This window comes from Streptococcus sp. XMC (assembly GCF_021341835.1).
Lineage (GTDB): Bacteria > Bacillota > Bacilli > Lactobacillales > Streptococcaceae > Streptococcus.
The window spans coordinates 534,179-559,761 of record NZ_JAJTNQ010000001.1 but is presented as its reverse complement, the minus strand read 5'-3'; the positions used below and the strand labels follow the sequence as shown (position 1 = coordinate 559,761).

Here is a 25,583-nt window from a genome sequence, read left to right as displayed (position 1 = left end):
CCTTTGTGATGGATTTTGATACCTCTAGTTTAACATGTTCTACTTAGATTTGAAAGCGCTATTTGTCTAGCCTGATAGAAAAACGCCCCTATCGGGACGTTCCATTTGTTTTATGATTCAAGAGAAAAGCTTATTCCTCATCCATTGATAAGACAGACAAGAAGGCTTCCTGAGGTACTTCTACCGAACCGATAGCTTTCATCCGTTTCTTACCGGCTTTTTGTTTTTCAAGAAGCTTGCGTTTCCGTGAGACGTCCCCACCATAACACTTGGCCAAGACGTTCTTACGAAGGGCCTTGATATCTGTACGGGCCACGATCTTATGACCGATAGCTGCTTGGATAGGCACTTCAAACTGTTGACGAGGGATAATCTTCTTGAGCTTCTCAACAATCAACTTACCACGTTCATAGGCAAAGTCCTTGTGAACGATAAAGCTGAGGGCATCGACGGTATCTCCATTGAGGAGAATATCCATCTTAACCAGTTTGGATGGACGGTATTCAGACAACTCATAGTCAAAGCTTGCATAGCCACGAGTAGAGGATTTCAATTTGTCAAAGAAATCAAAGACAATTTCCGCCAGCGGGATTTGATAAATGACATTAACCCGATTTTCATCGATGTAGTCCATGGTCACAAAATCCCCACGTTTGCGTTGGGCCAATTCCATGACAGCTCCGACAAACTCTTGTGGCACCATGATTTGCGCTTTGACATAAGGTTCTTCGATTGAAGCAATCTTGGTTGGATCTGGGAACTCAGACGGGTTGGACACATCCAGCACTTCTCCGTCTGTCAAATTGACCTTATAGATTACAGACGGCGCTGTCATGATCAAGTCAATATTGAACTCGCGCTCCAAGCGTTCCTGAATAACATCCATATGAAGGAGACCTAAGAAACCACAACGGAAACCAAAACCAAGGGCTTGAGATGTTTCAGGCTCAAATTGAAGACTAGCGTCATTCAATTGCAACTTCTCCAAAGCTTCCCGGAGATCGTTGTATTTATTGGATTCGATTGGGTAAAGACCTGCAAAGACCATTGGGTTCATTTGCTTGTAACCATGAAGGGGCTCACTTGCTGGATTGGTCGCTAGGGTCACCGTATCCCCGACACGGGTGTCCGCAACAGTCTTGATAGAAGCCGCAATATAACCAACATCTCCTGTCGCAAGGAAATCACGACCAACTGCTTTAGGAGTAAAGATTCCTACCTCAGTCACATCAAAGGTCTTACCATTGCTCATCAACTGGATGGTGTCGCCAGGCTTCACCATACCATTGACAACCCGAACTTGAAGGATAACTCCACGATATGGGTCGTATACTGAGTCAAAGATCAAGGCTTGCAATGGAGCAGCAACATCCCCAGTAGGAGCTGGAACTTTCTCAACGATCTGCTCCAAAATCTCTTCAATCCCGATACCAGCCTTGGCAGAAGCTAGGACTGCCTCACTAGCATCCAGACCAATGACATCTTCTACTTCTGTGCGCACCCGTTCTGGATCTGCAGCTGGCAAATCTATTTTATTGATAACTGGCAGGATTTCCAAATCGTTATCCAAAGCCAGGTAAACATTGGCTAGGGTCTGAGCTTCAATCCCTTGAGCCGCATCCACTACGAGAATGGCTCCCTCACAGGCAGCCAGCGAACGAGAAACCTCATAAGTAAAGTCCACGTGTCCCGGTGTGTCAATCAAGTGGAAGATGTAGGTTTCCCCATCTTTAGCCGTGTAATTCAACTCGATGGCATTCAGCTTAATGGTAATCCCACGTTCCCGTTCCAGATCCATGCTATCCAAAAGCTGGGCTTGCATTTCCCGACTAGAAACGGTCTCAGTTTTTTCTAAGATTCGGTCCGCCAAGGTTGACTTTCCGTGGTCAATATGGGCGATAATGGAGAAGTTCCGAATCTTCTCTTGTCGTTTCTTTAATTCTTCTAAATTCATTTCTTCATCCTTATAAAACTATTCAGTATATTATAACAAAAAAGAGGCTGGGACAAAAGTCCTAACCTATTAAGTGTTTTTGGATTGTCGAGCAAGACGCAGTGGTTGAGTGGGCTCTACTACGCTGATTTCATCAGCTTTTACAGCCCTACTCAACTGTGCGGAGGTGGGACGACGAAATCAAATTCTAACGAATTACCGATTTCTGTCCCACTCTCTAATCCATTATTTTCAAAAATCGCTTCTGTGTTTTATTTCCTTCGTAGCCTATATGTTCATAAAAAACATGGGCTTCTTTACGATGAGAGGCAGAACTCAAACGAATAAAGGAATAGTTATGAGTTCGAGCAAGAGTTTCAACTCGCTCCATCAAATGCCGACCAATCCCACGTCCTTGAGCAGAAGGGAAAACAGCAAGTCCTAAAACATTTAAACCTGGATCGCTATATATACTCTCATAGGCTTCTGCTTCGACATAGCCTAAAATATTTTCAGTTTGGTCCTCTTCGTAAACAAAGCAAAAGTGACCCGAATCTGGCTGATTAAACTTATCAATCTGAGTCGCAACTTTCTCAACAGTTGAATCATACCCCAATGCCTGGTGGCACAAATCACGAATTTGACCTGCATCTTTAATTTGAACAGTCCGAATCATACTTCTACTACCTCCATGAAGTCTTTTTTATTTATTCTATGCCTTACCCCTAAAAAAATCAAGTATTCAGAATATGTTAATAGATTATTAAATAATACTATTTAATTCGAATTGAAATAATTAATGAACAATAAAGGATTTCTATTTACTTTTTCGATTTAATTCGCTATAATGAATTGTAATGTAAAAGGAGGTGAAGCTCTTGGCAAGAGGACGTGGAAAAGCAAGCCCACAAGATAAAGAGGCTTTGCGCATTATTTCCGAAAAAATAAGAGAACTATTAAAGGTTCAAAATAAGAAACAGGTCGATTTATCTCGTACAACTGGTATTCCAGCTAGTACCTTGACTGGCTATGTGAAAGGCACTTCTCTTCCAGTCAGTGAGAACTTAGAAAAGATTGCTAGCTTCTTTGAAATCCCCATCTCTGACCTAGATCCTCGTTATGGACAACCAGATACCTTGGAGGATTCTAAGATTGAGTTTATCTATAAGCAACTGGATGAGGATTTTCAAGATTCACTCTTAGAGGAAGCGAATCGCTTGTTGGTTTTACAGGCTGAACGGAAACGTATCGAGAAGAAATACACACCATATACGGTCTTCGACAGTTATGCTGCAAGTCAAAGTGCTTCTAAGGGAGATTTGGTTTGGTTTGATCAAAAACTGGCCTATGATCTAGCACTTTGGATTCATACAGACTCGCTGGAACCTAAATATCCAAAGGGATCTGTTGCCCTAATCAAGCAAACTTTCTACGATACTGCTGGTGCCATCTATGCTATTGAGTACGATGGTCAAACCTTGATCAAGCGTGTCTTTCGTGAAGCACAAGGGATTCGTCTCGTTTCCCTCAATAAAAAGTACAGTGATAAGATTATTCCTTTAGAAGAGGAACCGAGAGTCATCGGAAAAGTCATTGCTAGCTTTCTACCAGCTAAGGAGGACGAGCTATGATTCGATTAGTTGCTATTGATTTAGATGGGACCCTTTTATCACCAGACAAAACCATTAGTCCTGCTAATAAGCAGGCTCTTTTGGATGCTGAAGCTGCTGGTGTACACGTCGTCATCTGTACAGGTCGCCCTCTCTCTGGTGTTCGTCCAATTTTTGAAGAAATCGGCTTCAAAAGTAATCACTCCTACTCTGTGATTAACAATGGTTGTACAACTGTTAAATCATCAGATTGGTCCGTCATCAGTTATGATGCCTTATCTGAAGAAGATTTGGTTTATCTCGATAAACTGACTCAGGAGATCCATCCTCAATTAAGCTTGTTTGATTTAAATCGCTATATTATTTTGAATAAGGAACCTTCTGAAATAGCTAAAATGGATGCTAGCATCGTTTCTGCAGTCCCCTTATCACTTGGCCTAGAAGAAATTCTTGAGGCACAACCAATTTTCCAAGGAATGTTTATCGATCAGAAAGAGCAGATTGATGTCTTTCAAGAAACCTATGAAGAAGTATTAGCCCAGCGCTTCCACACTATTCGCTCCCAACCGATCCTATTTGAGATCCTTCCTAAAGGGGTAAATAAAGCGACCGGCTTAAAGGCACTGGCTGAATACTTGGGCATACCAAGGCAAGAGGTCATGGCTATCGGCGATGAGAACAACGATATTGAAATGATTGAGTACGCGGGTCTAGGAGTTGCTATGGGCAATGCTCCAGCTGCTATCAAAGCCTTGGCTGATGTCACTACCACTTCTAACGAAGAAGACGGTGTCGCTATTGCTATCATGCGATATGTTTTACAAGCACAGAACTAGAAAAGGAAAAACAAATGAAATACCCAACATTATTAGAACGTTTTTTAACCTATGTCAAAGTCAACACTCGCTCTGATGAGACTTCAACAACAACTCCTAGTACACCTTCACAAGTAGAGTTTGCTAAGAATGTACTGCTTCCTGAAATGGAACGAGTTGGACTGCAGAATGTCTACTACCTTCCAAATGGTTTTGCCATCGGAACTCTTCCAGCAAACGATCCAAGTCTCACCCGAAAGATTGGCTTTATCTCTCATATGGATACAGCTGACTTCAATGCTGAGAATATCAGCCCACAAGTCATCGAAAACTATGATGGTGGCACTATTGCTCTCGGTGATTCTGGTTATTCACTTGATCCAGCCGACTTTGCTAACCTCCACAACTACAAAGGTCAAACCTTGATCACTACTGACGGGACGACCCTTCTTGGTGCAGATGACAAATCAGGGATTGCTGAGATTATGACAGCCATCGAATACTTAAATGCCCATCCAGAAATCAAACACTGCGAAATTCGTGTTGGTTTTGGACCGGATGAAGAAATCGGAGTCGGAGCAGATAAGTTTGATGCAGAAGATTTCAATGTAGACTTCGCATATACAGTAGACGGTGGTCCTCTTGGTGAATTGCAATACGAAACCTTCTCTGCTGCAGGAGCTGAAATCACCTTTAAAGGGCGCAATGTGCACCCAGGTACTGCTAAGAACCAAATGGTCAATGCTCTCCAGTTAGCCATTGACTTCCACAATCAACTCCCTGAAGAAGACCGCCCTGAAAAAACAGATGGCTACCAAGGTTTCTTCCATTTGATGAATATCGATGGGACTGTTGAGGAAGCGCATGCTAGCTACATTATCCGTGACTTCGAGACAGAAAACTTTGAAGCCCGTAAAGCCATGATGGAAGACATCGCAAGCAAGATGAACCAAGAACTTGGTGCCGAACGTGTTCTCTTGGCCCTTAAAGACCAGTACTACAACATGAAACAGGTCATCGAGAAAGACATGACACCAGTCAACTTGGCTAAGGAAGTCATGGAAGATCTAGGCATTACTCCTATTATTGAACCAATCCGCGGTGGTACAGACGGTTCTAAGATTTCCTTCATGGGAATTCCAACTCCAAACCTTTTCGCTGGTGGCGAAAATATGCATGGTCGCTTTGAATACGTCAGCCTTCAAACCATGGAACGTGCAGTGGATACCATCATCGGAATTGTTAGCCATTCCTAATTCAGTGTTTTGTTTTTAAAATTTCTTCTGTTAAAATAACCAAAGAATTTCAGATAAAAAATTTAATCTACTTGGAAACTTTCCTTAGGTGAGTACGGACGTCAGCGAACTTCCAAGAAGTTCCATGACTTAGTTTTGAACCTAAGGTTTCAAAACTCCCGAGTACCTGAAACAATTTTGTTTCAGGCACTTTTCTCACAGCGGAAAGTTTTAGAACTACTTAACTGAATCAAAAAATGAGTTCATGTTTTTAAAAAGTGAGCTGACTATTTTATTTAATAAACAGTTTGTTATTTTCCTAAAAAAGCTTCGGTTATTCTGACCGAAGCTCTTTTTCTATTCATCCACATATACTACTTGACTAAACTGGCTGTTAATCTGGTCTTGGTAAATCTCATAAATTGAAAGAGGGATTCGCAAGCAAGTATCTGCTGCATGTCCTGCAAAAGGACGATGTGTCAAAAGGGCTACTTTTCTTCCCTTTTCATGCTCCTGCTTCAAGCGATCTATCAGTCTAAGAATCTGGCTTGAATCTTCTGGAGCGCCTCGATCAACTAATAAGGTCCATTGACTCCAATCTGGCGCCTCATCTTCGCCACAGATCGAAGTATAGTAAGAAACCTTTTCGCCAACTTGACCGAATCCAGCTGTTAAATCCAAAGGACGTAATTTTAGCTCAGGACATAGTTGCTCCTTCTCTTGTCGCTCATACAAGTAAAGATTATATAAAAACTGGAGATAAAACGGATCCATTCGACTCAGGTCACTCACTTCTTCCATCTCGAACCCTCGATGAAATGCTTCTAAGATAGATGAAAAGCGATATGGCATTCGTTTGGCGATCCGTTGGATGAGTTCATCGTCCGAAACCTCTTTTAGAATATGCTTAGGCCATTGATCCGAACCGAAATTTTCAACAGCTTGCTGATAGGCTTCTTCCAAACTAGTACCAAACCCATGAATTGCACCAACTGAATGAATTTGTGTATTGAGAACTTTTGTCACCTTTTCCATTGGAAAGACGGGTAGTTTAAAGAAAATACGATCTAGAGTGGGTTCAAAGAGGGCTGTAAGACCCTTCATCGTAGGATGAGGAAGGTCCAAAAGGTGGTCGCCTAATTTTAAGCATAAGGCCTGGTGGTAAATCAAATAACCTAAGGCCATGGACATGGTCGAGAAGGAATCCGAAGCAAAAGGATTGACCTCAAGAATATAGAATTGGTAACTCTTTGGATCTAGCGCAAACTTGATGGATGTCGCTCCAACCAGTCTCAAGTGCCGAACAATAGACAAAGCTGCCTCTCTCAAGGTCTGATGTTCAGTATCCGTCAGCGTCAGACTTGGGATGACTTGATAAGAATCACTGGAATGGATCCCAACCGGGTCGATACTCTCAATGTTTCCCGCAAGATAATAATTATCCTGACGATCTCGGACGACGATGTATTCCAACTCCTTGAAACCAACCGTTGAGAGCTCCAACAAACACTGAGCCTGTGGCGATACTTCTAGTCCTTTTTCGACAGCATCACATAAATCATCCAAGTTATTAGCAATCCGACGACCTTGCCCATGCTTACTGGCAAGTGGCCAAACAACAATAGGGAATTGGATCTGCTCTGAGAACTCAATAGCCTCTCGCACTGTCGAAACCAAGGATGAGGAAGGAACTTGATAACCTAAGTCCTGTAGAAATGACTTTTGGTCTGCCTGGTGGTAAAAGGTACGGTACTGCCTAAGCGAAGTTCCTAGAATACGGATTTTGTGTTCCTTGAGAAATCCAATTTCTTCCAATCGGAATAAAAGACCAAGGACTTGCTTATCCGCAAATGACAGCAGTAAATTTTTTGTTTTCGTCGATAGAAGGGCTTCTTTTAGACTATCCAACTTTAAACGAATAACCGAAACAGCATCACCTGCTTCTTTGGTGACGTCGTTCTCATCTCCACAATAGAGGATTTCTGTGTGGAAGCCACGTTCTTTTAATAAGGGACAAGACGTGAGTGCTCCAAGCAAACTGACATCATTGAAGGATTCTGCACACAAAAGTGTTACTGGATTCATGACCATAACTCCTCCCTTATTTCGTCTAATTTACTTTCAATCAGATCCATAAATTCGTCATAGAAATAGAGACTTTCCCTTGGTCCTGGACTGGACTCAATATGGTAGAGAACACCAATCAAGGGAAGATAGCGGTGACGAAAGGCCTCGATAGAGTGATCATGAAGCTCCTCATGGGTGATCAGAAAATCTCGTGGAAGAGTATCGCGCTCGATGTTGTACTGGTGATTCTGGCTAGTGATTTCGACTTTTCCAGTAGCCACTTCTTTTACAGGAATGTTGAGACCTCGATGAGGACTTTTTAGTTTCGCGAGACTTCCTCCGTGGGCAAGTGCCAGCAATTCTGCCCCCAAGCCGATCCCCATAATTGGAATATGAGGATCGATTTTAGCAATGACCTGGCAAATACTATCGATATGATGAGGATTCCCTGGACCACTGGATAGAATAATGCCATCCGGCTGCAAATCCTTTAATTCCTTCAATTTAATAGAATAAGGAACGACCGTGACGTTACAACCTCGTGCAATCAATTGACGCAAAACGGAATGCCGTAAGCCCAAGTCGATCAAGACGATACTCTTACCAAACCCTGGTGCAGCATAGGGGGTTTTGGTCGACACCTGGCGGACTTGGTCAAAAGGTAAGACAGTTGCCCGGAGCTGATCCAAGATATGCTCGATCGCATCCCCCTCATTGACCACTGTAGCCTTCATACTTCCATGTTCAGTGACAATTTTAGCCAGCTTTCGAGTATCGACTCCTTGGATCCCTGGAATATTGTGTTTTTTCAGGTAAGCATCTAAGGATAATTGTTTGCGCCAATTACTGGGATGACTCGCTAATTGGTGCACTACCACTGCTAGACACCCAGGAAAAATAGATTCATAATCATCTCGGTTTATCCCAGTTGTACCAATAACTGGAAAAGTAAAGGCTAATATTTGCCCCTTATAGGACTGGTCGGTAATCAACTCCTGATAACCCGTCATGGCAGAATTTAAGACCAATTCCCCACTGACATATGTATCAGCTCCAAAACCAGTTCCTTCAAAAACCGTCCCATCTTCTAATACTAAGAGACGTTTTACCATAAATTCTCCTTACAAACTCCAAAAAGAAAAGTGAGAAAAGACCACCTTTTTGTAGACTCCCTCACTTCTCCTTTCTATTTTCTTACTCTATTATTTCCGTCCAGCTAAAACCGCTTCGATGATAGCCATGCGGACAAAGACACCGTTGGTCATTTGCTCCACGATGCGTGATTTAGGAGCTTCTACCAAGTGGTCAGCAATCTCCACATCACGGTTTACTGGAGCTGGGTGCATCAAGATGGCTGTGTCTTTCATACGATCATAGCGTTCTTGTGTCAAGCCATGCAAACGATGGTAGTTCTCTTTTGAGAAGAGAGACTCATAATCATGACGCTCGTGTTGCACACGGAGGAACATCATAACATCAACTTCTTCAATCACTTCATCAATCGTCACAAAGGTTCCGTATTCTTCAAATTCCGCACTTCTCCATTCGTCTGGGCCTGCAAAGTAGAGGGTTGCTCCCAAACGTTTCAAGATTTGCATATTTGATTTTGCCACCCGTGAGTGATCCAAGTCACCAGCGATACAAACCTTAAGTCCATCAAAGTGACCAAACTCTTGATAGATGGTCATCAAGTCTAGTAAACTTTGGCTTGGGTGTTGACCAGATCCATCTCCCCCGTTGACAATAGAGGCTGTGATAGTTGGACTTTCAATCAATTGCTTGTAGTAGTCTACTTCTGGGTGACGGATGACGCAGATATCAACTCCGAGAGCTGACATGGTCAAAATGGTATCGTACAGAGTTTCACCCTTGTTTACAGAGCTCGTTTTCACATCAAAGTCAAGGAGGTCACAACCTAATTTCAACTCAGCCACTTCAAATGCTTTGTGCGTACGTGTTGATGACTCAAAGAAGAGGTTAGCCACGATATGTTGCTCATCATAATGAGCTTTTGCTCCATTTTTAAACTCAATACCACGCTTAATCAAGGCCATAACTTCTTCGTTTGATAAAGCTTCCATTGAGACAAGGTTTTTAAGTGCGATTTGATTTGTAGACATGTTGTAACTCCATTCCAAAGATATGCATATGTGAAAACAATACAGGAAGCTTCCTCAGTCACTCCTGTATATAGCGACGATTTGAAAACTACCTTATTCACTCACCTCAATCAAGATGCGATCTTGACCATCCAGCTCAGTCATCTCGACAATGATTTCCTCTGATCGACTTGTTGGAATGTTCTTTCCAACATAATCTGGTCGGATCGGTAATTCTCTATGACCACGATCCACTAGGACTGCCAGGCTGACACGCGATGGACGTCCACGACTGACAAGATTATCGATGGCTGCTCGAATGGTCCGACCTGTATAAAGGACATCATCAATCAGGATGACATCTTTGCCAGTAATATCTACTGGTAAAACGGTTGAATCTTCTGTTACTTTGATATCATCACGGAAAGGCTTGGTATCCAATTCACAGACTGGAACTTCTATTTGTTCTAGCTGTGCTAACCGTTCTTTGATGCGATTGGCAATGAAAACGCCACGAGTTTTGATCCCTACCAAAACAATTTGGCTCAGATCCTTATTCCGTTCGATGATTTCATACGTGATGCGAGTAATCGCTCGCTTCATGGTCAGATCATCAACGACTTCTTTGATCTTCATCTTTTCCTCCTAATTGATAGAAAAAAGCCTCCCTTTTCAAGGAGGCTTCAGAAAAATACTAAGAGATAAGACCTAGAACGCATCTAGTTTACCCCTTATTTTGATCAGACTCCTTGCCTGCCTCACGGGACAGGTTTAAAGGACTATTTAATTATCCATACTATATCACAGTTTATAGTGGGATGCAAGAAAAAACTCATTATTTTCTACGAATGTTCGGATTTACATCCACAAATCTTCTATTTAATGATGATCTGTTCCTTTTTTCCCAAACCTCTTCAAGGCAAACAAGCCACATCCAGCTAGTAAATAAGCGACAAAAATGATGGTCGCCATCTTAACCACATAGAGCCAACCAAAACGATTGACATTGATAAAGAAATAAGGGAAAGGACTGTCTTTGGCACCTGGAACTGGCCACTTAAGAACCAAACCGTTGAGAAGAGCAAAGACCATATAAAGCAAGGGAAGCAGGGTCCAAGCTAATGGATCCGACTTACGGTATTGTTTCGGTTTATCAATGACCAGGGTGTCAAAGAAAAACATCAAGGGAACAATGTAATGACAGAGGAAGTTTTCCAAACGGTAAAACTTCTCAGGTGTCGCGATGGGTGCTAGCATAAAGTGGTAGATGACACAGGTGATCATGATTGACATGGTGACACCGCCCTTTAAGCGAAGATAGCTCTGTGTCTGGGTCGAACGACCACGAAGCATGCGCCAGACCATGTCCCCCATAAAGAACATGACCAACATGTTGGACAAAATGGTGTAATAGAGCATCATCCCAAAGCCACCATGCTTGGTCAGTTGCAGATAAACGCCGATCACACTCAAGATAAACAATAGAAAACGATAGCTAAATAATAGTTTGAATTTCATAGTATTCTCCTGAAAGAAAAGGGCTAAGCCCTTCTTCTTATTCTTAGATTTTCTTGACAAATTCTGATTTGAGTTTCATTGCGCCAAAGCCATCAATCTTACAATCGATGTTGTGGTCACCTTCGACGATACGGATGTTTTTCACACGCGTTCCTTGTTTCAAATCTTTTGGTGCACCCTTCACTTTTAAGTCTTTGATCAAGGTGACGGTATCGCCATCAGCCAATTTATTTCCATTCGCGTCGATGGCTACAACACCTTCTTCTTCTACGACTTCAGCTGGGTTCCATTCATAAGCACACTCTGGACAGACCAAGAGCGCACCATCTTCATAGACGTATTCAGAGTTACATTTTGGACAGTTTGGTAAGTTATTCATTTCAATCTCCTTAGCAAAATTAACTCCCATAGTATACCATGAAAGGGAAAATTTGACAAATTCCGTTCTATTGTAGCATTTTCAATAAAAGAAGAGGCAACTTGGCCTCCTAAAATTGATGGTAACCTTTAATCTTCTTGCAATTCTTGAATGTCTCGAATCACGCGCACGCCTGCTTGACTCTTATTCTGTAATTCTTCGTCCGAGTAGGGGAAGGTATTGATCAAGATACTTTGCATGCCGATGCTTTTCGCTACAGCCACATCTGTAGTGAAGTCATTCCCTACCATGACTGTTTTATCAGGATTCAACTGGTGTTCTTTGATGACTTTCATGAGAAATTCGCGCTGAGGTTTGCGAATCCCTGCATCAGACGACAGATAAATGTCGTGGAAAATCTCTCTCAAGCCAACTAAATCAATCTCTGGGTTGGTAAAGTCCGCTTGCGCATTGGATAAGAGATAGATCCGACAACCTGCAACTTTCATATCTTCTAAGACTTCTTTCGTGTGCGGGTAAAGCTCCAATCGTTTACGAGAGAGGACACGGAAGGTCCGAGCAATCAAGCGTCCCCACTCTTTGAGATGATGGACACTGGCTCCTGTTGGATGACTCTCTAGATAGAGTTGAACGAAAATCACGGTCAAGTCTATCTCCGGATAAGTGACCTTTTTTTCCTTAGCGATACCTTCCTCCGCTTGCTTCACCAACTCCTTATAGCGGACTTGCAAACTTTCCCCAGTATAATGAGCTCCATAGGACTGGTAGATTTGGGCCATGGTCTCCCACAAAACTGGACTCGACTCATCGGTTTCGATATCGACTAAGGTTCCATAAAAATCAAAGATATAGTTTTTAAATGCGTACTTTTGCTGATTCATCTCTTTCTCCCGTTACAAACATGGTAAAGGTGGCCTTACAGACATTGGCACCTTCCTGATTAGTAATATCGACATCGACAACCCGAGTTGTCCGCCCACTGTGGACACATTCCCCGTGAATCGTTAGGACATCTCCTAGGCGCCCTGCTTTCAAATAATTGATGGAAGACTGCAAGGTCACACCATCTACTCCCTGTGAAATAACGACCAAGCCACTGATCTGGTCACACAAGGTAAAGAGATAGCCACCGTGCGCGTTTCCATAATAATTAAGTGATGATTCAACGACCTTGGTTGTCACAACAACATGGCCATCTCTCATGGTTTTGATCTCGTAATTTTCAAATGCAGCAATGGCATCAAAGTGAAAATCCTTCATGTTAAAACCTCTTCCCTCTATATAAGGTATTCCTAAACTCTTCCATCATACTATTTTTTTCCACTTCTTACAAGAATAAGAAAAGAGCTGGTGTACCCAACTCCTTAATAGCGAAATTTTTCCCAACCATCATCTGTCCGTTTACGATAGTAGTACTCGGATAAGTCTGGATCCTCCATCACTTCTAGCAGAGGAAGCATGTCGTAGGACAAGTCCAACTTTTTTAATTGGTCCTTCTCAACCCAAGAAACTTCTCCTTCTTCAGACGATCTTAGCTGGCCGGTGAATTCTGTCGCCTTGTAGCAAAAGACGATATAGCGACCTCCCTCATCTGGCTCCCAGTCTTTAACTGCGACCAGTTTTGGATCTGCAATTGTCAGTCCTGTCTCTTCGTAGACTTCACGAATGACGGATTCTACCAAACTTTCTCCTTCTTCAATGTGGCCACCTGGAAAAGCATAGCCAGCCCAGTGAGTCTTTTCAGGTGAGCGGTATTGGAGGACTACTTTCCCATTTTCAAGATCTTCGACCATGCAAAGATTGCACAGTATAGTAGGCGTTGTACGTGACATATATTTCCTTTCTATGATATTGACAATTAATCAATATAAACTTTTTTCTTTATCTCTTTTTCATCACAAAGGGATTTACCAGCTCATGGTATTCATCATAGGCATCCAAAAGAGAGCCTCTCTGAAAGACAATTGACTTCTCTTTTAAATAATACTCCGAGTGAATCGTTACCGAACCATGACATCACTGCTAAAGAACAACTCAATGAATAATACCAGGATCAGGCTAGCAAAGAGACTAAAAAGTAGCCCCCCTCGACATTCTTCCAACTGACTATTTGTGTCCGATAGAAGGGATACCAGTTGTAAATGAAAACGAAAAACGTTCTTGCCTTAAATAATGATCAATAGGATATGAACACCTAATCGAAGCCAATGATCAATTAGAGGCGTATCTGGATCACTATTTTTACTATCTAAGAATAGGCTGAGCGATAACAAAAGTAAAGCAAGGGCAATGACTATTTTCAGAGATAGCATCATACCACCAATAGCAAGAGTAGCTAGAACGCCAAAAAATGGCAACGGGCTAAATAAAAATGACAATAAACTGAAATAGAGCATAAACGAAGAGAGTATCAATAAGCCGTAAACAATCAACTTAGTGAAAATTGAGACTCTTTTTCCTTCTCTTTTCATTTTTGATAGTGAATAAATGACATAGATCATATAGATAAAAAGTAGCATATGGAATCATTCCTATGTTTTATAGATTATGTAATAGTTTAACCAAAAGCCAATCAAAATACAACTAAAGACACTAACTTATCAGTAGTAACCCATCTCTGATCAAAGTTTCTTGACTTCTACTGCTACCTTTTGGAGATGCTGTTTCCTCATACTAGCGGTATTCACATCGCGGCCGACTTCACCCAAAATGCAGACGCGCTTGGTTTTAATCCCACAGTGGTTCAAGACGGCATTTTTCAAAACGGAGATACCATAACTATCAGGAATGTTGAGAGAGCCTGAAAAGATCTTGTACCACCAAGTAGGCGCCATGGAGGTCGCATAAATACTGGCGGTTTTGCCTTTAAGCAACTTCTTAAATTGCTTGCCTCTGAGGTAATTCCAGATAAAGTTTCCTTGATCATTGGCCGAGTAAGCAATCCCCGGTGTAAAGACCCGATCGATCCAGCCCTTCATAAGGCTAGGCATACTACTCCACCAGATGGGATAGACAAAGATCAGGTGATCCGCCCACTGGATCAATTCTTGGGAACGAAGGATAAAAGAATCTTCTTCCATCCGTTTTCGATAGCCATAACGTAAAACCGGATCAAAGTCCTCTTCATTAAGGTTGATGACTTCAAGTTCATGGCGACCTGAGTCAATAGTTTCGACAATGGTTTGAAAAATAGCCTGACAGTAACTTTCCTTATCAGGATGCCCATTGATGACTAAAATTTTCATTCATCTTCTCCTTCATCTTTTTTTCATTCTATCTATTTCACTTTTATACTTTATTAGTTGATAATGGTTCAAAGATTGATAGATAGATCCTTTAGGAATTTTTATTTGAAGAACACATCATCCGCAATTCCTTAACAGGTTTTCCAAGTTTAAGCATTTTTTCTAGGCCATCCAAAGTAAAACCCATTTTTTGATAGAAAGCAATGGCTCGCTTATTCTCTTTCAATACCCATAAATAAATTTCAGAGAAATGATTGAGAGCAACAAATGCAGCATGCATTAACTTTTCACTCACACCTTTTCCATAGTAATCTTTTAAAACATATAAGGCGATGATTTCACCAGCTTGAATGGCCTCATCACGAAAATTTCCATAGCTGATAAATCCAACGACCTTCTTTCCATCCATCGCAATCAATGTATTTTCTGGATACTTTTGACTAAAGAAACGACATCTATCTAATGTCATTGTCTCCTGAAATTCCGCGGGTAAAAGATCGTCATATGCCTCTCTCCACGTTTGCCAATGAACGAGAGATTTTCCTTCTATCTCTTCAGAAGTTTCCATTGTTTTAATGATAATCTTCATTCGCTTTATCCTATCTAATCCAATGCCTTGACTTCCAACATCATATCACGGATTTGCGCTGCTAACTCAAAGTCAAGCACTTCGACGGCTTCTTGCATCTGGCCTTGCAGTTTCTTGACCAGTTCCTTGCGCTCTTGGCGGTTTAGACTGGTTATATCCACTTCCTTGTCCTCTTCCTTGGTCACAGCCTTGGTAACAGAGATCAGGTCACGGATTTCCTTCTTGATGGTTTGTGGCACAATGCCATGCTCTTCGTTATAAGCCATTTGAATCTGACGACGGCGGGCCGTTTCATCGATGGCTTTTTGCATAGACTGGGTCATGGTGTCCGCATACATGATGACGTGACCCTCACTATTACGGGCTGCACGGCCAATGGTCTGAATGAGTCCTCGCTCATTACGGAGGAAACCTTCCTTATCCGCATCAAGGATAGCAACTAGACTGACTTCTGGTACGTCAATCCCTTCACGAAGAAGGTTGATCCCGACCAAGACATCAAAAACGCCAAGACGCAAATCACGAATAATCTCCGTTCGCTCCAAGGTCTTAATATCCGAGTGCATGTATTTGACCTTGACACCCATTTCTTTGAAGTAGTCGGTCAAGTCTTCTGCCATCTTCTTGGTCAGGGTGGTGACAAAGGTCCGCTCTCCACGTTCTACACGCGCATTGATCTCACCCAAGAGATCGTCCATTTGTCCCATAGTCGGACGCACTTCGACCTCAGGATCGAGTAGACCTGTCGGACGAATGATCTGCTCAATGACAGTATCCGTTTGCTCCATCTCATAGTCGCCTGGTGTCGCAGACACATAGACAATCTGGTGGACATGGCTTTCAAACTCCTCCCGACGCAGTGGACGGTTGTCCAAGGCCGACGGCAAACGGAAGCCATAGTTGACCAACATCTCCTTGCGTGAGCGGTCACCATTGTACATACCCTTGATTTGTCCCATGGTCATGTGGCTTTCATCGATCATGATGAGGAAATCTTCTGGGAAGAAGTCAAGAAGGGTGTAGGGTGGCTCTCCTTCACTCCGTCCGTCCATATGACGAGAGTAGTTTTCCACCCCATTAGTGTAGCCCATCTCTCGCAACATTTCGATGTCATACTCTGTCCGTTGTTTCAAGCGTTGGGCTTCCAAGAGCTTACCTTCTTTTTCAAAGACTTTTAACTGCTCTTCTAGTTCCGCCTGAATCTTGGCGATGGCCACTTCCATATGGTCATCATTGGTCACGAAGTGAGTGGCTGGGAAAATTGCCAAGTGGTCCACATTTCCCAGAACCTGGCCTGTCAAAGCTTCAATCTCCCGAATCCACTCAATCTCGTCCCCGAAAAACTCCACCCGGAAGGCATGTTCATCACGCGAAGCTGGGAAAATCTCTACCACATCTCCACGAACACGGAATTTCCCCCGTTGAAAGTCGATGTCATTGCGCTCAAACTGGATGTCCACCAGGTCATTGAGCAGTTTATCACGAGAAATCTCCAGACCTGGACGCAGGCTCACCACGCTATCGGCATATTCCTTCGGCGAACCCAAACCGTAAATACATGAAACAGATGCGACAACGATGACATCGTTACGCTCTAACAAAGCTGAGGTTGCTGAGTGACGTAGTTTATCAATCTCATCATTGACCGAGCTATCCTTTTCGATGTAGGTATCGCTAGATGGCACATAAGCCTCAGGCTGATAATAATCATAGTAGGAAACAAAATACTCGACAGCATTTTCAGGAAAAAATTCCTTGAACTCTCCATAGAGCTGCCCTGCTAGTGTCTTATTGTGGGCGATGACCAAGGTCGGTTTATTGACTTGGGCAATGACCTGGCTCATGGTATAGGTCTTCCCCGTACCAGTCGCTCCCATCAGGATTTGCGCCTTCTCACCACCCTCGATGTTATCCACCAACTGTTCAATGGCCTGCGGTTGATCCCCAGACGGTTGGTATTTCGATACTAGTTTAAATTTGTTATCTGTAATTCGATTAATCATACTTTCTTCCTTTGATTATACTTCCCTTATTTTACCATAATAGATGATATTTCTCTGACTTTTGAAGAGAGGAACCTTGTACAGAAAAAAGACAGGCTCAAGAACCTGTCTTCGTATGCATCATTATTACCTTTCAGTGATTTCCCACTTGTTCAGTAACAACTTTTGCTCTTCTTTCCCCTGAGTGTTATAAAGATATTTAGAATTGTTGAATTATCGATAGAGTTGTCACAATTATAGAATCAAAATTTTCGAGTATTTTTTAGTTATCGCTTCCTCCACCTCTTTCTTTTGATATATATATTCAAATCTCTACTTTTTTATCACTTTCATTCTTCTTTAAACTAGTAATCCTTCTAGCTTACATATTTAAGAAAGCCAATTCCTGGATAAAATGATGTTAGTCTACCTACGATAAAACGCATAATATCAATATTTTTGCGATTCTTGATATTATGTGTGTTCTGCTTTTCAAGACATTTTGTACAGACTTATCAAAACATTTTTATGTTGGATATCCAACATAAAAACTAACTTCTTAAAGTTGCCAAATGATATTCTCCATTCAATTTAATTGCTACTTTCTCGTGAATAGACTGATTTTCTAAAGAACAAATTTCTCCATATTTCCAAATTTCGTGCTCCCCTGATAATCTAGTGACTGACTTCACTTGATTATCTAGGTTAGCAACTGTTGTTCTAAGCTCATCTTTTGGAATAATTTCTTCAGTAATTGTAAATATTTGTTCCCCTATCTTAAGCACTCTTGCTTCTTGCTCATTGATAGCAAATCCTCCTACTAAGCGAACATTAAATAAGTCAGAAACTTTTAGGAGTTCTTCTTTAGAAATACTATCAAGTAATCTACATTTATAAAAAGTACTATCAATTTTTATGGCTAATTCTCTATTCTTGGTCTGATATAAGTCACCAATCTCCAACAAATCATTCTTTATACCATTATTACTTTCATCGTAAGATATTTCATAAGTATCATCATGATTGCTTACTTTACTTTCAATTTCTTCATATGTAATTAATTGATTAGTTACACCATAATGCCCTCCTTTATAATCGAATCGATTATAACTTGAGTCGAGAAATTTAACATCATACTTTTCGTATGTACATCCAGTAAATCCAAGTAAACTTAAGAAAAAAATTACGGAAAGATAAATCTTTTTGAATTTCATAGTTTTCCTCCTTGTTTTATACTTTTATGTTACATTTAATTTTTCAAAATTTGTTCAGATTTTCTAATTTTACAAATTAAAAAAATAGACATTCCTCAATTTAGAAGAATATCTATTTTTTATACATAGCTATTTCGTGGAAGCTATCTAATAACTCCCTATAGAATTATTTTTTAATAAGCAACGTCACTTGAGCACCACCACGATCTGGATTTGATAAAATCAATTCTCCAAAATGTTTATTTGCAACCTGTTTAGCAAATGCTAAACCTAAACCATAGTGGTTATTATTCCTACCTTTATTCTCAGTATAAAATAACTTATCTGCATTTAATAACGACTGTTCAGTAAAAGGCAGACCATTATTCCACACTCCAAAATTAATATACTCTGTTTCCTCAATGATAGTAAGCGTAACTTTTTTTTCTCCAGAACTATATCTTGCTGCATTTGCTAAAATGTTAATTAATGCCCGATTTAAATTAAAGCGATTTCCCTTGAAAAACATTAATTTTGTAGTATTAATAATTTTGAAATCAACCATTTCATTATCCATTACAGATTTCGCCTCTACTGATAGCTCACTTAGAAATTCAGGTAAATGTATCTGTTCTCCATAATCTTTATCTTCAATTAGTAATCTTGAATAATCAATCATTGAACTAAAGTATCTTTCAAAAATCACTATACTGTTATTCATTGACTGAGTGTATTCCTTCTGTTGAACAGTCAAGTTAGTTAATTCAAGCAACTCTAAATTTCCCTTTAGTACTGTTAAAGGAGTTTTTACATCATGGGCTAATGCACCAACTTGAAAAGATAAATCTTCCTTCTCCCTTCTCTCTGATTTGAGTAAATTAGTTAACTCGTCGTCCTTTTGATATAATACAGAAAGAATTTCATCGAACTCTTGTATTTGAGCAGGAATATTTTCATCTTTAAATGTTAACTGCCCCATGTTTAAAGCTTTTTTTTGTATAAGGAGAAAGTTTTTTGAAAATTCTTTTATTAATCTTGTAAGTGACCAAATGAGTAAAATCGTTTCGAAAACGAAGAAGAATAAATAAGAAAATAGATTAAATGAAATGTGACGCAAATTCGGATTAACAAACTCAGGTATCATGGGTTGCCTGACAGTAAGTATAATCTCTGAATTAGCGTAATACCCATAATACACTGTCTCATTACTTACAGATTCATTTTTTTCAAAAACTTCTCGATAGGCAGGCAAATCCTCTTTTTGATAATTGCCCTCTTCAATTGTACCTGTCTTGCGATAAAATACAACATAATCAAATATAGAGTTATTCATTGCTTTAACTACATCACTTAAATTGCTAGTATCACTAACTGAAATTTCAATTTTAGAGCCGTATGCATTTAATTGTCCAGTAAAAACAAGTAAATATGTAATTATAAAAAATAAAAGTATACTCAGTAACGTACCTGTTACTAGTTCTAAAACCGTCCTTATTACGCGTCCTCTAATTGTACTCTTCTTCTTAATCATGCCACTTGTATCCCATACCTCTAACTGTTTTTATAGGATTAATTCCATAAGATGAGAATTTTAATCTTATTTGATAAATATACTCAGATATTGAATGAAAGAGGGTTTCAGCATCGTCATCATAAACATTTTCATATATATCTTGTACAGTAAAAATTTTTCTTGGGTTACTAGATAACAGCTCTATGATATCATATTCCCTTCTTGTAAAAGTAAGACTATCTCCATTAATACAAACAATTTTTTCTTGTAAATAAATCGTTATTGGAGATAAGTCTCGAACAACTTGGTTACTCAATTCACCTTGTTTGTATCGTTCTTCTCGTTTTAGATTTGCAGCAACTTTGGCAACTAATTGATTGATGCTAAAAGGTTTTGTAATATAGTCATCTCCTCCTAAATTCAACCCTGATACTATATCTTCTTCAGTATCTTTTGCACTAACAAAAATAATAGGAGAGCTTACTTTATTTCTAATCTGCTTACAAATTTGCATACCATCTATATTAGGCATCATTACATCTAATAAAATCAGATCAAATCCTTTGAAATTATTAATATCGATTGGTACGGTCACTTCTTGATACGTCATTACCTGATAGTTTTTCATCTCTAGAATAGTTCGCATCAGTTTCAAAATTTCAAAATCGTCATCTACAACTAATATCTTATACATTCTATCACCTCAAAATACTTTAGAGAACTAACTGCAAAGCTTCATATTTTTAACAAAAATCAGGCTCAATACATCAATTTGTATTGTTCTTTATTTTTAAAATTAAATTTTTAGAAACTCGTACAGATCTATTTTACACTATCTTGAACAAAATTCGTAATATTAAATTATCTAATTTGAATACCATCAATGTCATTACTTATCCAGCAATTATCATTCAATAATTGAATTGCCTCATTTAATCGATCTTTAAATTGATATTGCTCTTACTTTTGAAGAGAGGATCCTGTCACAGGAAAAAGACAGGCTCAAGAACCTGTCTCCTTATTCATCATTATTTCCTTTCAGCCATTTCTTACTTGTTCAGTAACAACTCTTTCTTTCCTCTCCCCTAAGCGATAAACAATCACTAGGGATACAAGAAGAACCAAAGTAGTGATAATCGATCCTTCTGCTCCAAATTCCCCTCCAGTCAACCAGTCAGGTCCTGACCCCATGGTAAAGCTGAAGATAGAGGCATCTGCGCCCGTCCCACTGACTTGAAAACCAAGGAGATTTCCTTGTACATAGTTCCAGGTACCGTGTTGGGCGACCACTAGCCAGATACTATCGGTGTAGACAAGGAGCAAACCAGCTAGCACTCCATCAAGGACAATATTTAGTACGGATAAGAAGGTCACCCCTGCATTCCCTAGATGAAGAAAGCCAAAGAGACTACTAGAAATCGCAATCGCTAAAGGCAAATTAGTTCTTGCTGCAATCCGAGTTAGGAGCCAACCCCGCGTCGCCACTTCTTCAGTCCCTCCTTGAAGGAGCCAAAATGGGAATAAGCCTAGAATAAAGAGGATGGGTTCTAAACTTAATTCATTCAGCTCAAAAGACCCGATTCCCCCCATCTGGTAGACAAGGGCAATCACACCCATTTGAAGCAGTGAAAGCAAGATCCCCCAACCTAGATACTTGAGCCAGTTCTTTTTTATAAAACCTAAAGTCGATAAGGGATTCTTCTCAATGAACTTCACCCCAAAAATAAAGAGTAAAAGAATAAATACGAAACTGAAGAGCTGATAATAGAGAATGTAATGGTAGAAGAACTCTTGAACACCTGCTCCCCCATCCCCTGGTGAAAAGAGTTCTACTAGAAACCCTAATCCAATTGAAAAAGGTCCAAGCAATTCATTCCCAAGCCAAAGCCCACCTTCAACAAATAGGAAGGTTAAAAAGACATAGAACAGTGTAGAAATGAGCACTGGCCATGTGGTGTTAGTTTTTATATCCTGAATGATCTTTCCTTTCTTCATCATCACCCTCCATTTATCTAATAGTTCCATTGTAACAAAGAAAACCTGAGACTGCAAGACAATGTTATGTTAGAAAACCTAACATGAATTGGTTAGGTTTCTTGATTTTAGGTTTCATTTATGATATGATAATACTTGTAAAAAATAAATGATGAAATTCATACTTGTTTTCAGTATGAATTCTTTATTTTTTTAACCCTTTTGGGTATTCCTTCCATAGCTCATTATGAGTCTATTGGATTAGATATAAAGGAGAACGAAATGAAGAAAAAACTAGTAGCTTGTTTGCTTTTCTTATTTCCACTATTCGCCTTTGCGAGTCCAGCACAGGCTGAAACTGTTAAAGTCGTTTTCGATACGGCATATGCGCCCTTCGAATTCAAAGACTCAGACCAAGTTTATAAAGGAATTGACGTTGAAATCTTGGATAAGGTCGCTGAAATCAACGGTTGGACCTTAGAAAAGTCTTTCCCTGGATTTGATGCAGCCGTCAACATGGTCCAATCCGGACAAGCCGATGCCATTATGGCAGGGATGACCAAGACCAAGGAACGTGAACAAGTCTTTGATATGTCCGATACCTACTATGACACAAAGGTCGTGATCGCAACCAAGAAAGCTAACAAGATCACTTCCTATGATCAACTTAAAGGCAAAACAGTCGGAGTCAAAAATGGAACAGCAGCCCAACGTTTCCTTCAAAAGAACAAGGACAAGTACGGCTATACGATCAAGACCTTCGATACCAGTGATTTGATGAATAACAGTTTATCAACCGGTGCAGTGGATGCCATTATGGACGACCAACCTGTTATCGAATATGCGATTAAGCAAGGACAAGACCTTTCTATTAATATGGAAGGAGAAGCTGTCGGAAGCTTTGCCTTTGGGGTTAAAAAAGGTGGTTCCCACGAAAAACTCATCAAACAGTTCAATACTGCTCTTGCCCAAATGAAGAAAGATGGTACGCTAGATCAAATTATTGAAAAATGGACTGGTAGCAGCCAATCATCATCTACAGCAACAACTACCGCTAGCACTACTGTTGTTCCAGAAACGAGCACTGAAGCAGGACAAAAGGCGACTCCTAAGAAGAAAACGTACAAAATTTCTAGTGATTCCTCTTTTGCTCCTTTCGTCTTCCAAAATGATCAAAGTAAATACACTGGGATTGATATGGAATTGATTAAGGCCATTGCCAAAGACCAAGGATTTACTCTAGAAATTAGCAATCCAGGTTTTGATGCTGCTGTCAGTGATGTCCAGAATGGTAATGCCGATGGAATGATTGCAGGGATGACTGTTACTGATGCGCGTAAGGCGACTTTTGACTTCTCAGATCCATACTACACAACGAATTCAATCCTAGCAGTTCAAGAAAGTAGTAACATTTCTTCCTATGAAGATCTAAAAGGAAAAACAGTTGGTGTCAAAAATGGTACTGCTTCTCAAACTTTCCTCGAGGAAAACAAGAGCAAGTATGGCTACAAAATCAAAACCTTCTCAGATGGGGCTTCTATGTATGACAGTTTGAACTCAGGTTCTGTAGCTGCCATCATGGATGACGAACCTGTTATCAAATACGCCATTAAACAAGGGCGTAAATTCAAAACACCTATCGAAGGTACTCCTAGTGGTCAAATTGCCTTTGCTGTCCAAAAAGATTCGAACCCTGAATTGATTGAAATGTTTAACAACGGTTTGGCCAACTTAAAAGAAAGTGGCGAATACCAAAAGATCTTGGATAAATACCTTTCAAGTGATAGTGATGAAACCACAGAATCTACTTCAGTAGATGAAACGACTATCTGGGGCTTGCTCCAAAACAACTACAAACAATTGTTAAGTGGACTTGGTGTCACTATTGCACTAGCACTTCTTTCATTTGCGATTGCAATGGTGATCGGAATCATCTTCGGGATGTTTAGTGTCAGTCCTTATAAATGGCTTCGTTGGACTGCTGAGATTTTCGTCGATGTCATCCGTGGTATCCCACTGATGATTCTTGCTGCCTTTATCTTCTGGGGAATTCCTAATTTGATCGAGTCCATGACGGGTCACCAATCCCCAATCAATGACTTCCTTGCAGGTACGATTGCTCTCTCCCTCAATGCTGCTGCTTATATTGCTGAGATTGTTCGTGGTGGGATTCAAGCCGTACCAGCTGGACAGATGGAAGCTAGTCGAAGCCTCGGGATTTCTTATAGCAAGACTATGCGCAAAATCATCTTGCCACAAGCAACCAAACTCATGCTTCCAAACTTTGTCAACCAATTTGTCATTGCACTGAAAGATACGACGATTGTGTCAGCTATCGGTTTGGTCGAGCTCTTCCAGACTGGTAAGATTATCATCGCTCGAAATTATCAAAGTTTCAAGATGTATGCGATCCTTGCGGTCTTCTACCTCGTCATCATTACCTTATTGACACGCTTTGCAAAACGATTAGAAAAGAGGGCTAACTAATGGCAAAATTAAAAATTGATGTCCATGACCTCCACAAGTATTACGGTGAAAATGAGGTCCTTAAAGGCATCTCAACAAAATTCTACGAAGGAGATGTGGTTTGTATTATCGGACCATCTGGTTCTGGTAAATCAACCTTCCTACGCAGTCTTAACCTTCTTGAAGAAGTAACCAAAGGACAAATTACTGTGAACGGTTATGACCTGACTGATCCTAAAACCAACATTGATATCGTACGTGAAAATGTCGGGATGGTTTTCCAGCACTTTAACCTCTTCCCTCATATGAGTGTTATTGAAAACATCATGTTTGCTCCTTTGGAGCACAAACGCATGAGTCGTGAAGAAGCTAGAGAACTAGCAATGGAACTTTTGGAAAAGGTTGGACTGGCTGACAAAGCTGATGTCTCTCCTGATAGTCTATCAGGTGGTCAGAAACAGCGGGTAGCCATTGCGCGTGGTTTGGCAATGAAACCAGATGTCATGCTCTTCGACGAACCTACTTCTGCCCTTGACCCTGAGATGGTCGGAGATGTACTGAACGTTATGAAAGACTTGGCTAAGCAAGGGATGACCATGATCATCGTCACACACGAGATGGGATTTGCTCGCCAAGTGGCCAATCGTGTTATCTTTACAGCTGATGGGGAATTCCTCGAAGACGGCAAACCAGACCAAATCTTCGACAACCCACAACATCCACGATTGAAAGAATTCTTAGATAAGGTCTTAAACGTGTAATAGAAATAAAAACTGGAGTTTAACCTCCAGTTTTTTGAATGTATACAAACGATTGTTTTACATAAAACAGCTAGATGATTTTCAAAAAAAGATTATTTTTTATAGTTATTTAAGTAGATGTAAAACTTTCCGCCGTGAGAAAAGTGCCTGAATCAGAGTTGTTTCAGGCACTCGGGAGTTTTGAGACCTCAGGCTCAAAACTAA

The 25,583-nt window shown here is 40.4% G+C and carries 24 protein-coding genes; 5 read left to right on the top strand and 19 right to left on the bottom strand.

Annotated elements, in window-relative coordinates:
* Positions 1-130: 130 nt before the first annotated feature.
* On the bottom strand, positions 131-1,954 hold the full coding sequence (gene lepA / locus LXO72_RS02600; protein ID WP_048716124.1) for a translation elongation factor 4: 1,824 nt from the start codon (positions 1,952-1,954) through the stop codon (positions 131-133).
* Between the two features lie 217 nt (positions 1,955-2,171).
* Complete coding sequence (locus LXO72_RS02595) at positions 2,172-2,609, bottom strand: GNAT family N-acetyltransferase (protein ID WP_233331446.1); 438 nt, start codon at positions 2,607-2,609, stop codon at positions 2,172-2,174.
* A gap of 202 nt (positions 2,610-2,811) precedes the next feature.
* Here LXO72_RS02595 and LXO72_RS02590 point away from each other — a divergent pair, with 202 nt between their 5' ends.
* The 3 genes from LXO72_RS02590 to pepT are packed head-to-tail and all read left to right on the top strand — an operon-like array spanning position 2,812 to position 5,614.
* Positions 2,812-3,564, top strand: coding sequence for a LexA family transcriptional regulator (locus LXO72_RS02590; RefSeq protein ID WP_048788868.1), 753 nt, complete (start codon positions 2,812-2,814; stop codon positions 3,562-3,564).
* Positions 3,561-4,379, top strand: a complete 819-nt coding sequence (locus LXO72_RS02585; RefSeq protein WP_233331445.1) for a Cof-type HAD-IIB family hydrolase — start codon at positions 3,561-3,563, stop codon at positions 4,377-4,379. Before LXO72_RS02590 ends, LXO72_RS02585 begins: the two co-directional genes overlap by 4 nt.
* A 14-nt stretch (positions 4,380-4,393) precedes the next feature.
* A complete protein-coding gene (pepT, locus tag LXO72_RS02580; RefSeq protein ID WP_233331444.1) occupies positions 4,394-5,614 on the top strand; it encodes a peptidase T in 1,221 nt (406 codons plus the stop codon).
* Positions 5,615-5,950: 336 nt separating this feature from the next.
* Here the strand turns inward: pepT and LXO72_RS02575 are convergent, their stop codons facing one another.
* From LXO72_RS02575 to LXO72_RS02495, 17 genes are all read right to left on the bottom strand, one after another.
* The gene (locus LXO72_RS02575) at positions 5,951-7,678 is read right to left on the bottom strand and encodes an ATP-binding protein (RefSeq protein WP_233331443.1); all 1,728 of its coding nucleotides are present in this window, start codon (positions 7,676-7,678) and stop codon (positions 5,951-5,953) included.
* Positions 7,675-8,772: a carbamoyl phosphate synthase small subunit gene (locus tag LXO72_RS02570; RefSeq protein ID WP_233331442.1), complete on the bottom strand. Its 1,098-nt coding sequence runs from the start codon at positions 8,770-8,772 to the stop codon at positions 7,675-7,677. The genes LXO72_RS02575 and LXO72_RS02570 overlap by 4 nt, the downstream gene beginning before the upstream one ends.
* A gap of 90 nt (positions 8,773-8,862) precedes the next feature.
* Positions 8,863-9,780 (bottom strand): aspartate carbamoyltransferase catalytic subunit, encoded by a 918-nt coding sequence (locus tag LXO72_RS02565; protein WP_048690641.1) that lies wholly within the window; start codon positions 9,778-9,780, stop codon positions 8,863-8,865.
* A gap of 93 nt (positions 9,781-9,873) precedes the next feature.
* Positions 9,874-10,395 (bottom strand): bifunctional pyr operon transcriptional regulator/uracil phosphoribosyltransferase PyrR, encoded by a 522-nt coding sequence (gene pyrR / locus LXO72_RS02560; protein ID WP_006596278.1) that lies wholly within the window; start codon positions 10,393-10,395, stop codon positions 9,874-9,876.
* A gap of 243 nt (positions 10,396-10,638) precedes the next feature.
* The gene (locus tag LXO72_RS02555) at positions 10,639-11,277 is read right to left on the bottom strand and encodes a Pr6Pr family membrane protein (RefSeq protein ID WP_233331441.1); all 639 of its coding nucleotides are present in this window, start codon (positions 11,275-11,277) and stop codon (positions 10,639-10,641) included.
* Positions 11,278-11,320: 43 nt separating this feature from the next.
* A complete protein-coding gene (locus LXO72_RS02550) occupies positions 11,321-11,656 on the bottom strand; it encodes a zinc ribbon domain-containing protein YjdM (protein ID WP_009731127.1) in 336 nt (111 codons plus the stop codon).
* A 128-nt stretch (positions 11,657-11,784) separates the two neighbouring features.
* On the bottom strand, positions 11,785-12,537 hold the full coding sequence (locus tag LXO72_RS02545; protein WP_233331440.1) for an HAD family hydrolase: 753 nt from the start codon (positions 12,535-12,537) through the stop codon (positions 11,785-11,787).
* Positions 12,512-12,916 carry a PaaI family thioesterase gene (locus LXO72_RS02540; RefSeq protein ID WP_048716141.1) on the bottom strand — a complete coding sequence of 135 codons (405 nt, stop codon included), beginning with the start codon at positions 12,914-12,916 and terminating at the stop codon, positions 12,512-12,514. The genes LXO72_RS02545 and LXO72_RS02540 overlap by 26 nt, the downstream gene beginning before the upstream one ends.
* 104 nt (positions 12,917-13,020) lie before the next feature.
* Positions 13,021-13,488, bottom strand: a complete 468-nt coding sequence (locus tag LXO72_RS02535) for an 8-oxo-dGTP diphosphatase (protein ID WP_193389718.1) — start codon at positions 13,486-13,488, stop codon at positions 13,021-13,023.
* Positions 13,489-13,821: 333 nt separating this feature from the next.
* Positions 13,822-14,175 (bottom strand): diacylglyceryl transferase, encoded by a 354-nt coding sequence (locus LXO72_RS02530; protein ID WP_233331439.1) that lies wholly within the window; start codon positions 14,173-14,175, stop codon positions 13,822-13,824.
* A 102-nt stretch (positions 14,176-14,277) separates the two neighbouring features.
* Entirely contained in the window at positions 14,278-14,901 is a 624-nt protein-coding gene (locus LXO72_RS02525) for an NAD(P)H-dependent oxidoreductase (RefSeq protein WP_233331438.1), read from the bottom strand.
* A 91-nt stretch (positions 14,902-14,992) separates the two neighbouring features.
* On the bottom strand, positions 14,993-15,490 hold the full coding sequence (locus LXO72_RS02520) for a GNAT family N-acetyltransferase (RefSeq protein WP_125329368.1): 498 nt from the start codon (positions 15,488-15,490) through the stop codon (positions 14,993-14,995).
* Between the two features lie 14 nt (positions 15,491-15,504).
* On the bottom strand, positions 15,505-17,493 hold the full coding sequence (gene uvrB, locus LXO72_RS02515; protein ID WP_233331437.1) for an excinuclease ABC subunit UvrB: 1,989 nt from the start codon (positions 17,491-17,493) through the stop codon (positions 15,505-15,507).
* A 530-nt stretch (positions 17,494-18,023) separates the two neighbouring features.
* Positions 18,024-18,686: a NisI/SpaI family lantibiotic immunity lipoprotein gene (locus LXO72_RS02510; protein ID WP_140814054.1), complete on the bottom strand. Its 663-nt coding sequence runs from the start codon at positions 18,684-18,686 to the stop codon at positions 18,024-18,026.
* Between the two features lie 166 nt (positions 18,687-18,852).
* A complete protein-coding gene (locus LXO72_RS02505) occupies positions 18,853-20,196 on the bottom strand; it encodes a sensor histidine kinase (RefSeq protein ID WP_233331436.1) in 1,344 nt (447 codons plus the stop codon).
* Positions 20,189-20,872 carry a response regulator transcription factor gene (locus LXO72_RS02500; protein WP_125336074.1) on the bottom strand — a complete coding sequence of 228 codons (684 nt, stop codon included), beginning with the start codon at positions 20,870-20,872 and terminating at the stop codon, positions 20,189-20,191. Before LXO72_RS02500 ends, LXO72_RS02505 begins: the two co-directional genes overlap by 8 nt.
* 344 nt (positions 20,873-21,216) lie before the next feature.
* Positions 21,217-22,173: a CPBP family intramembrane glutamic endopeptidase gene (locus tag LXO72_RS02495; protein ID WP_233331435.1), complete on the bottom strand. Its 957-nt coding sequence runs from the start codon at positions 22,171-22,173 to the stop codon at positions 21,217-21,219.
* A 261-nt stretch (positions 22,174-22,434) separates the two neighbouring features.
* Between LXO72_RS02495 and LXO72_RS02490 the strand changes: the two genes are divergently transcribed.
* Together LXO72_RS02490 and LXO72_RS02485 are read left to right on the top strand one after the other, a co-directional pair.
* Positions 22,435-24,639, top strand: a complete 2,205-nt coding sequence (locus tag LXO72_RS02490; RefSeq protein ID WP_233331434.1) for an ABC transporter substrate-binding protein/permease — start codon at positions 22,435-22,437, stop codon at positions 24,637-24,639.
* Complete coding sequence (locus LXO72_RS02485; protein ID WP_023026884.1) at positions 24,639-25,379, top strand: amino acid ABC transporter ATP-binding protein; 741 nt, start codon at positions 24,639-24,641, stop codon at positions 25,377-25,379. Before LXO72_RS02490 ends, LXO72_RS02485 begins: the two co-directional genes overlap by 1 nt.
* Positions 25,380-25,583: the final 204 nt, after the last annotated feature.

What these genes read in the sequence shown, in the direction of transcription:
- LXO72_RS02500 (WP_125336074.1), bottom strand. Translation starts at nt 20,872, where the DNA reads ATGTATAAGATATTAGTTGTAGATGACGATTTTGAAATTTTGAAACTG.
- LXO72_RS02510 (WP_140814054.1), bottom strand. Translation starts at nt 18,686, where the DNA reads ATGAAATTCAAAAAGATTTATCTTTCCGTAATTTTTTTCTTAAGTTTA.
- LXO72_RS02570 (WP_233331442.1), bottom strand. Translation starts at nt 8,772, where the DNA reads ATGGTAAAACGTCTCTTAGTATTAGAAGATGGGACGGTTTTTGAAGGA.
- LXO72_RS02555 (WP_233331441.1), bottom strand. Translation starts at nt 11,277, where the DNA reads ATGAAATTCAAACTATTATTTAGCTATCGTTTTCTATTGTTTATCTTG.
- LXO72_RS02530 (WP_233331439.1), bottom strand. Translation starts at nt 14,175, where the DNA reads ATGCTACTTTTTATCTATATGATCTATGTCATTTATTCACTATCAAAA.
- LXO72_RS02485 (WP_023026884.1), top strand. Translation starts at nt 24,639, where the DNA reads ATGGCAAAATTAAAAATTGATGTCCATGACCTCCACAAGTATTACGGT.
- LXO72_RS02575 (WP_233331443.1), bottom strand. Translation starts at nt 7,678, where the DNA reads ATGAATCCAGTAACACTTTTGTGTGCAGAATCCTTCAATGATGTCAGT.
- uvrB (WP_233331437.1), bottom strand. Translation starts at nt 17,493, where the DNA reads ATGATTAATCGAATTACAGATAACAAATTTAAACTAGTATCGAAATAC.
- LXO72_RS02565 (WP_048690641.1), bottom strand. Translation starts at nt 9,780, where the DNA reads ATGTCTACAAATCAAATCGCACTTAAAAACCTTGTCTCAATGGAAGCT.
- LXO72_RS02525 (WP_233331438.1), bottom strand. Translation starts at nt 14,901, where the DNA reads ATGAAAATTTTAGTCATCAATGGGCATCCTGATAAGGAAAGTTACTGT.
- LXO72_RS02545 (WP_233331440.1), bottom strand. Translation starts at nt 12,537, where the DNA reads ATGAATCAGCAAAAGTACGCATTTAAAAACTATATCTTTGATTTTTAT.
- LXO72_RS02520 (WP_125329368.1), bottom strand. Translation starts at nt 15,490, where the DNA reads ATGAAGATTATCATTAAAACAATGGAAACTTCTGAAGAGATAGAAGGA.
- LXO72_RS02585 (WP_233331445.1), top strand. Translation starts at nt 3,561, where the DNA reads ATGATTCGATTAGTTGCTATTGATTTAGATGGGACCCTTTTATCACCA.
- pyrR (WP_006596278.1), bottom strand. Translation starts at nt 10,395, where the DNA reads ATGAAGATCAAAGAAGTCGTTGATGATCTGACCATGAAGCGAGCGATT.
- LXO72_RS02595 (WP_233331446.1), bottom strand. Translation starts at nt 2,609, where the DNA reads ATGATTCGGACTGTTCAAATTAAAGATGCAGGTCAAATTCGTGATTTG.
- LXO72_RS02540 (WP_048716141.1), bottom strand. Translation starts at nt 12,916, where the DNA reads ATGAAGGATTTTCACTTTGATGCCATTGCTGCATTTGAAAATTACGAG.
- LXO72_RS02550 (WP_009731127.1), bottom strand. Translation starts at nt 11,656, where the DNA reads ATGAATAACTTACCAAACTGTCCAAAATGTAACTCTGAATACGTCTAT.
- lepA (WP_048716124.1), bottom strand. Translation starts at nt 1,954, where the DNA reads ATGAATTTAGAAGAATTAAAGAAACGACAAGAGAAGATTCGGAACTTC.
- LXO72_RS02495 (WP_233331435.1), bottom strand. Translation starts at nt 22,173, where the DNA reads ATGAAGAAAGGAAAGATCATTCAGGATATAAAAACTAACACCACATGG.
- LXO72_RS02490 (WP_233331434.1), top strand. Translation starts at nt 22,435, where the DNA reads ATGAAGAAAAAACTAGTAGCTTGTTTGCTTTTCTTATTTCCACTATTC.
- LXO72_RS02505 (WP_233331436.1), bottom strand. Translation starts at nt 20,196, where the DNA reads ATGATTAAGAAGAAGAGTACAATTAGAGGACGCGTAATAAGGACGGTT.
- LXO72_RS02535 (WP_193389718.1), bottom strand. Translation starts at nt 13,488, where the DNA reads ATGTCACGTACAACGCCTACTATACTGTGCAATCTTTGCATGGTCGAA.
- pepT (WP_233331444.1), top strand. Translation starts at nt 4,394, where the DNA reads ATGAAATACCCAACATTATTAGAACGTTTTTTAACCTATGTCAAAGTC.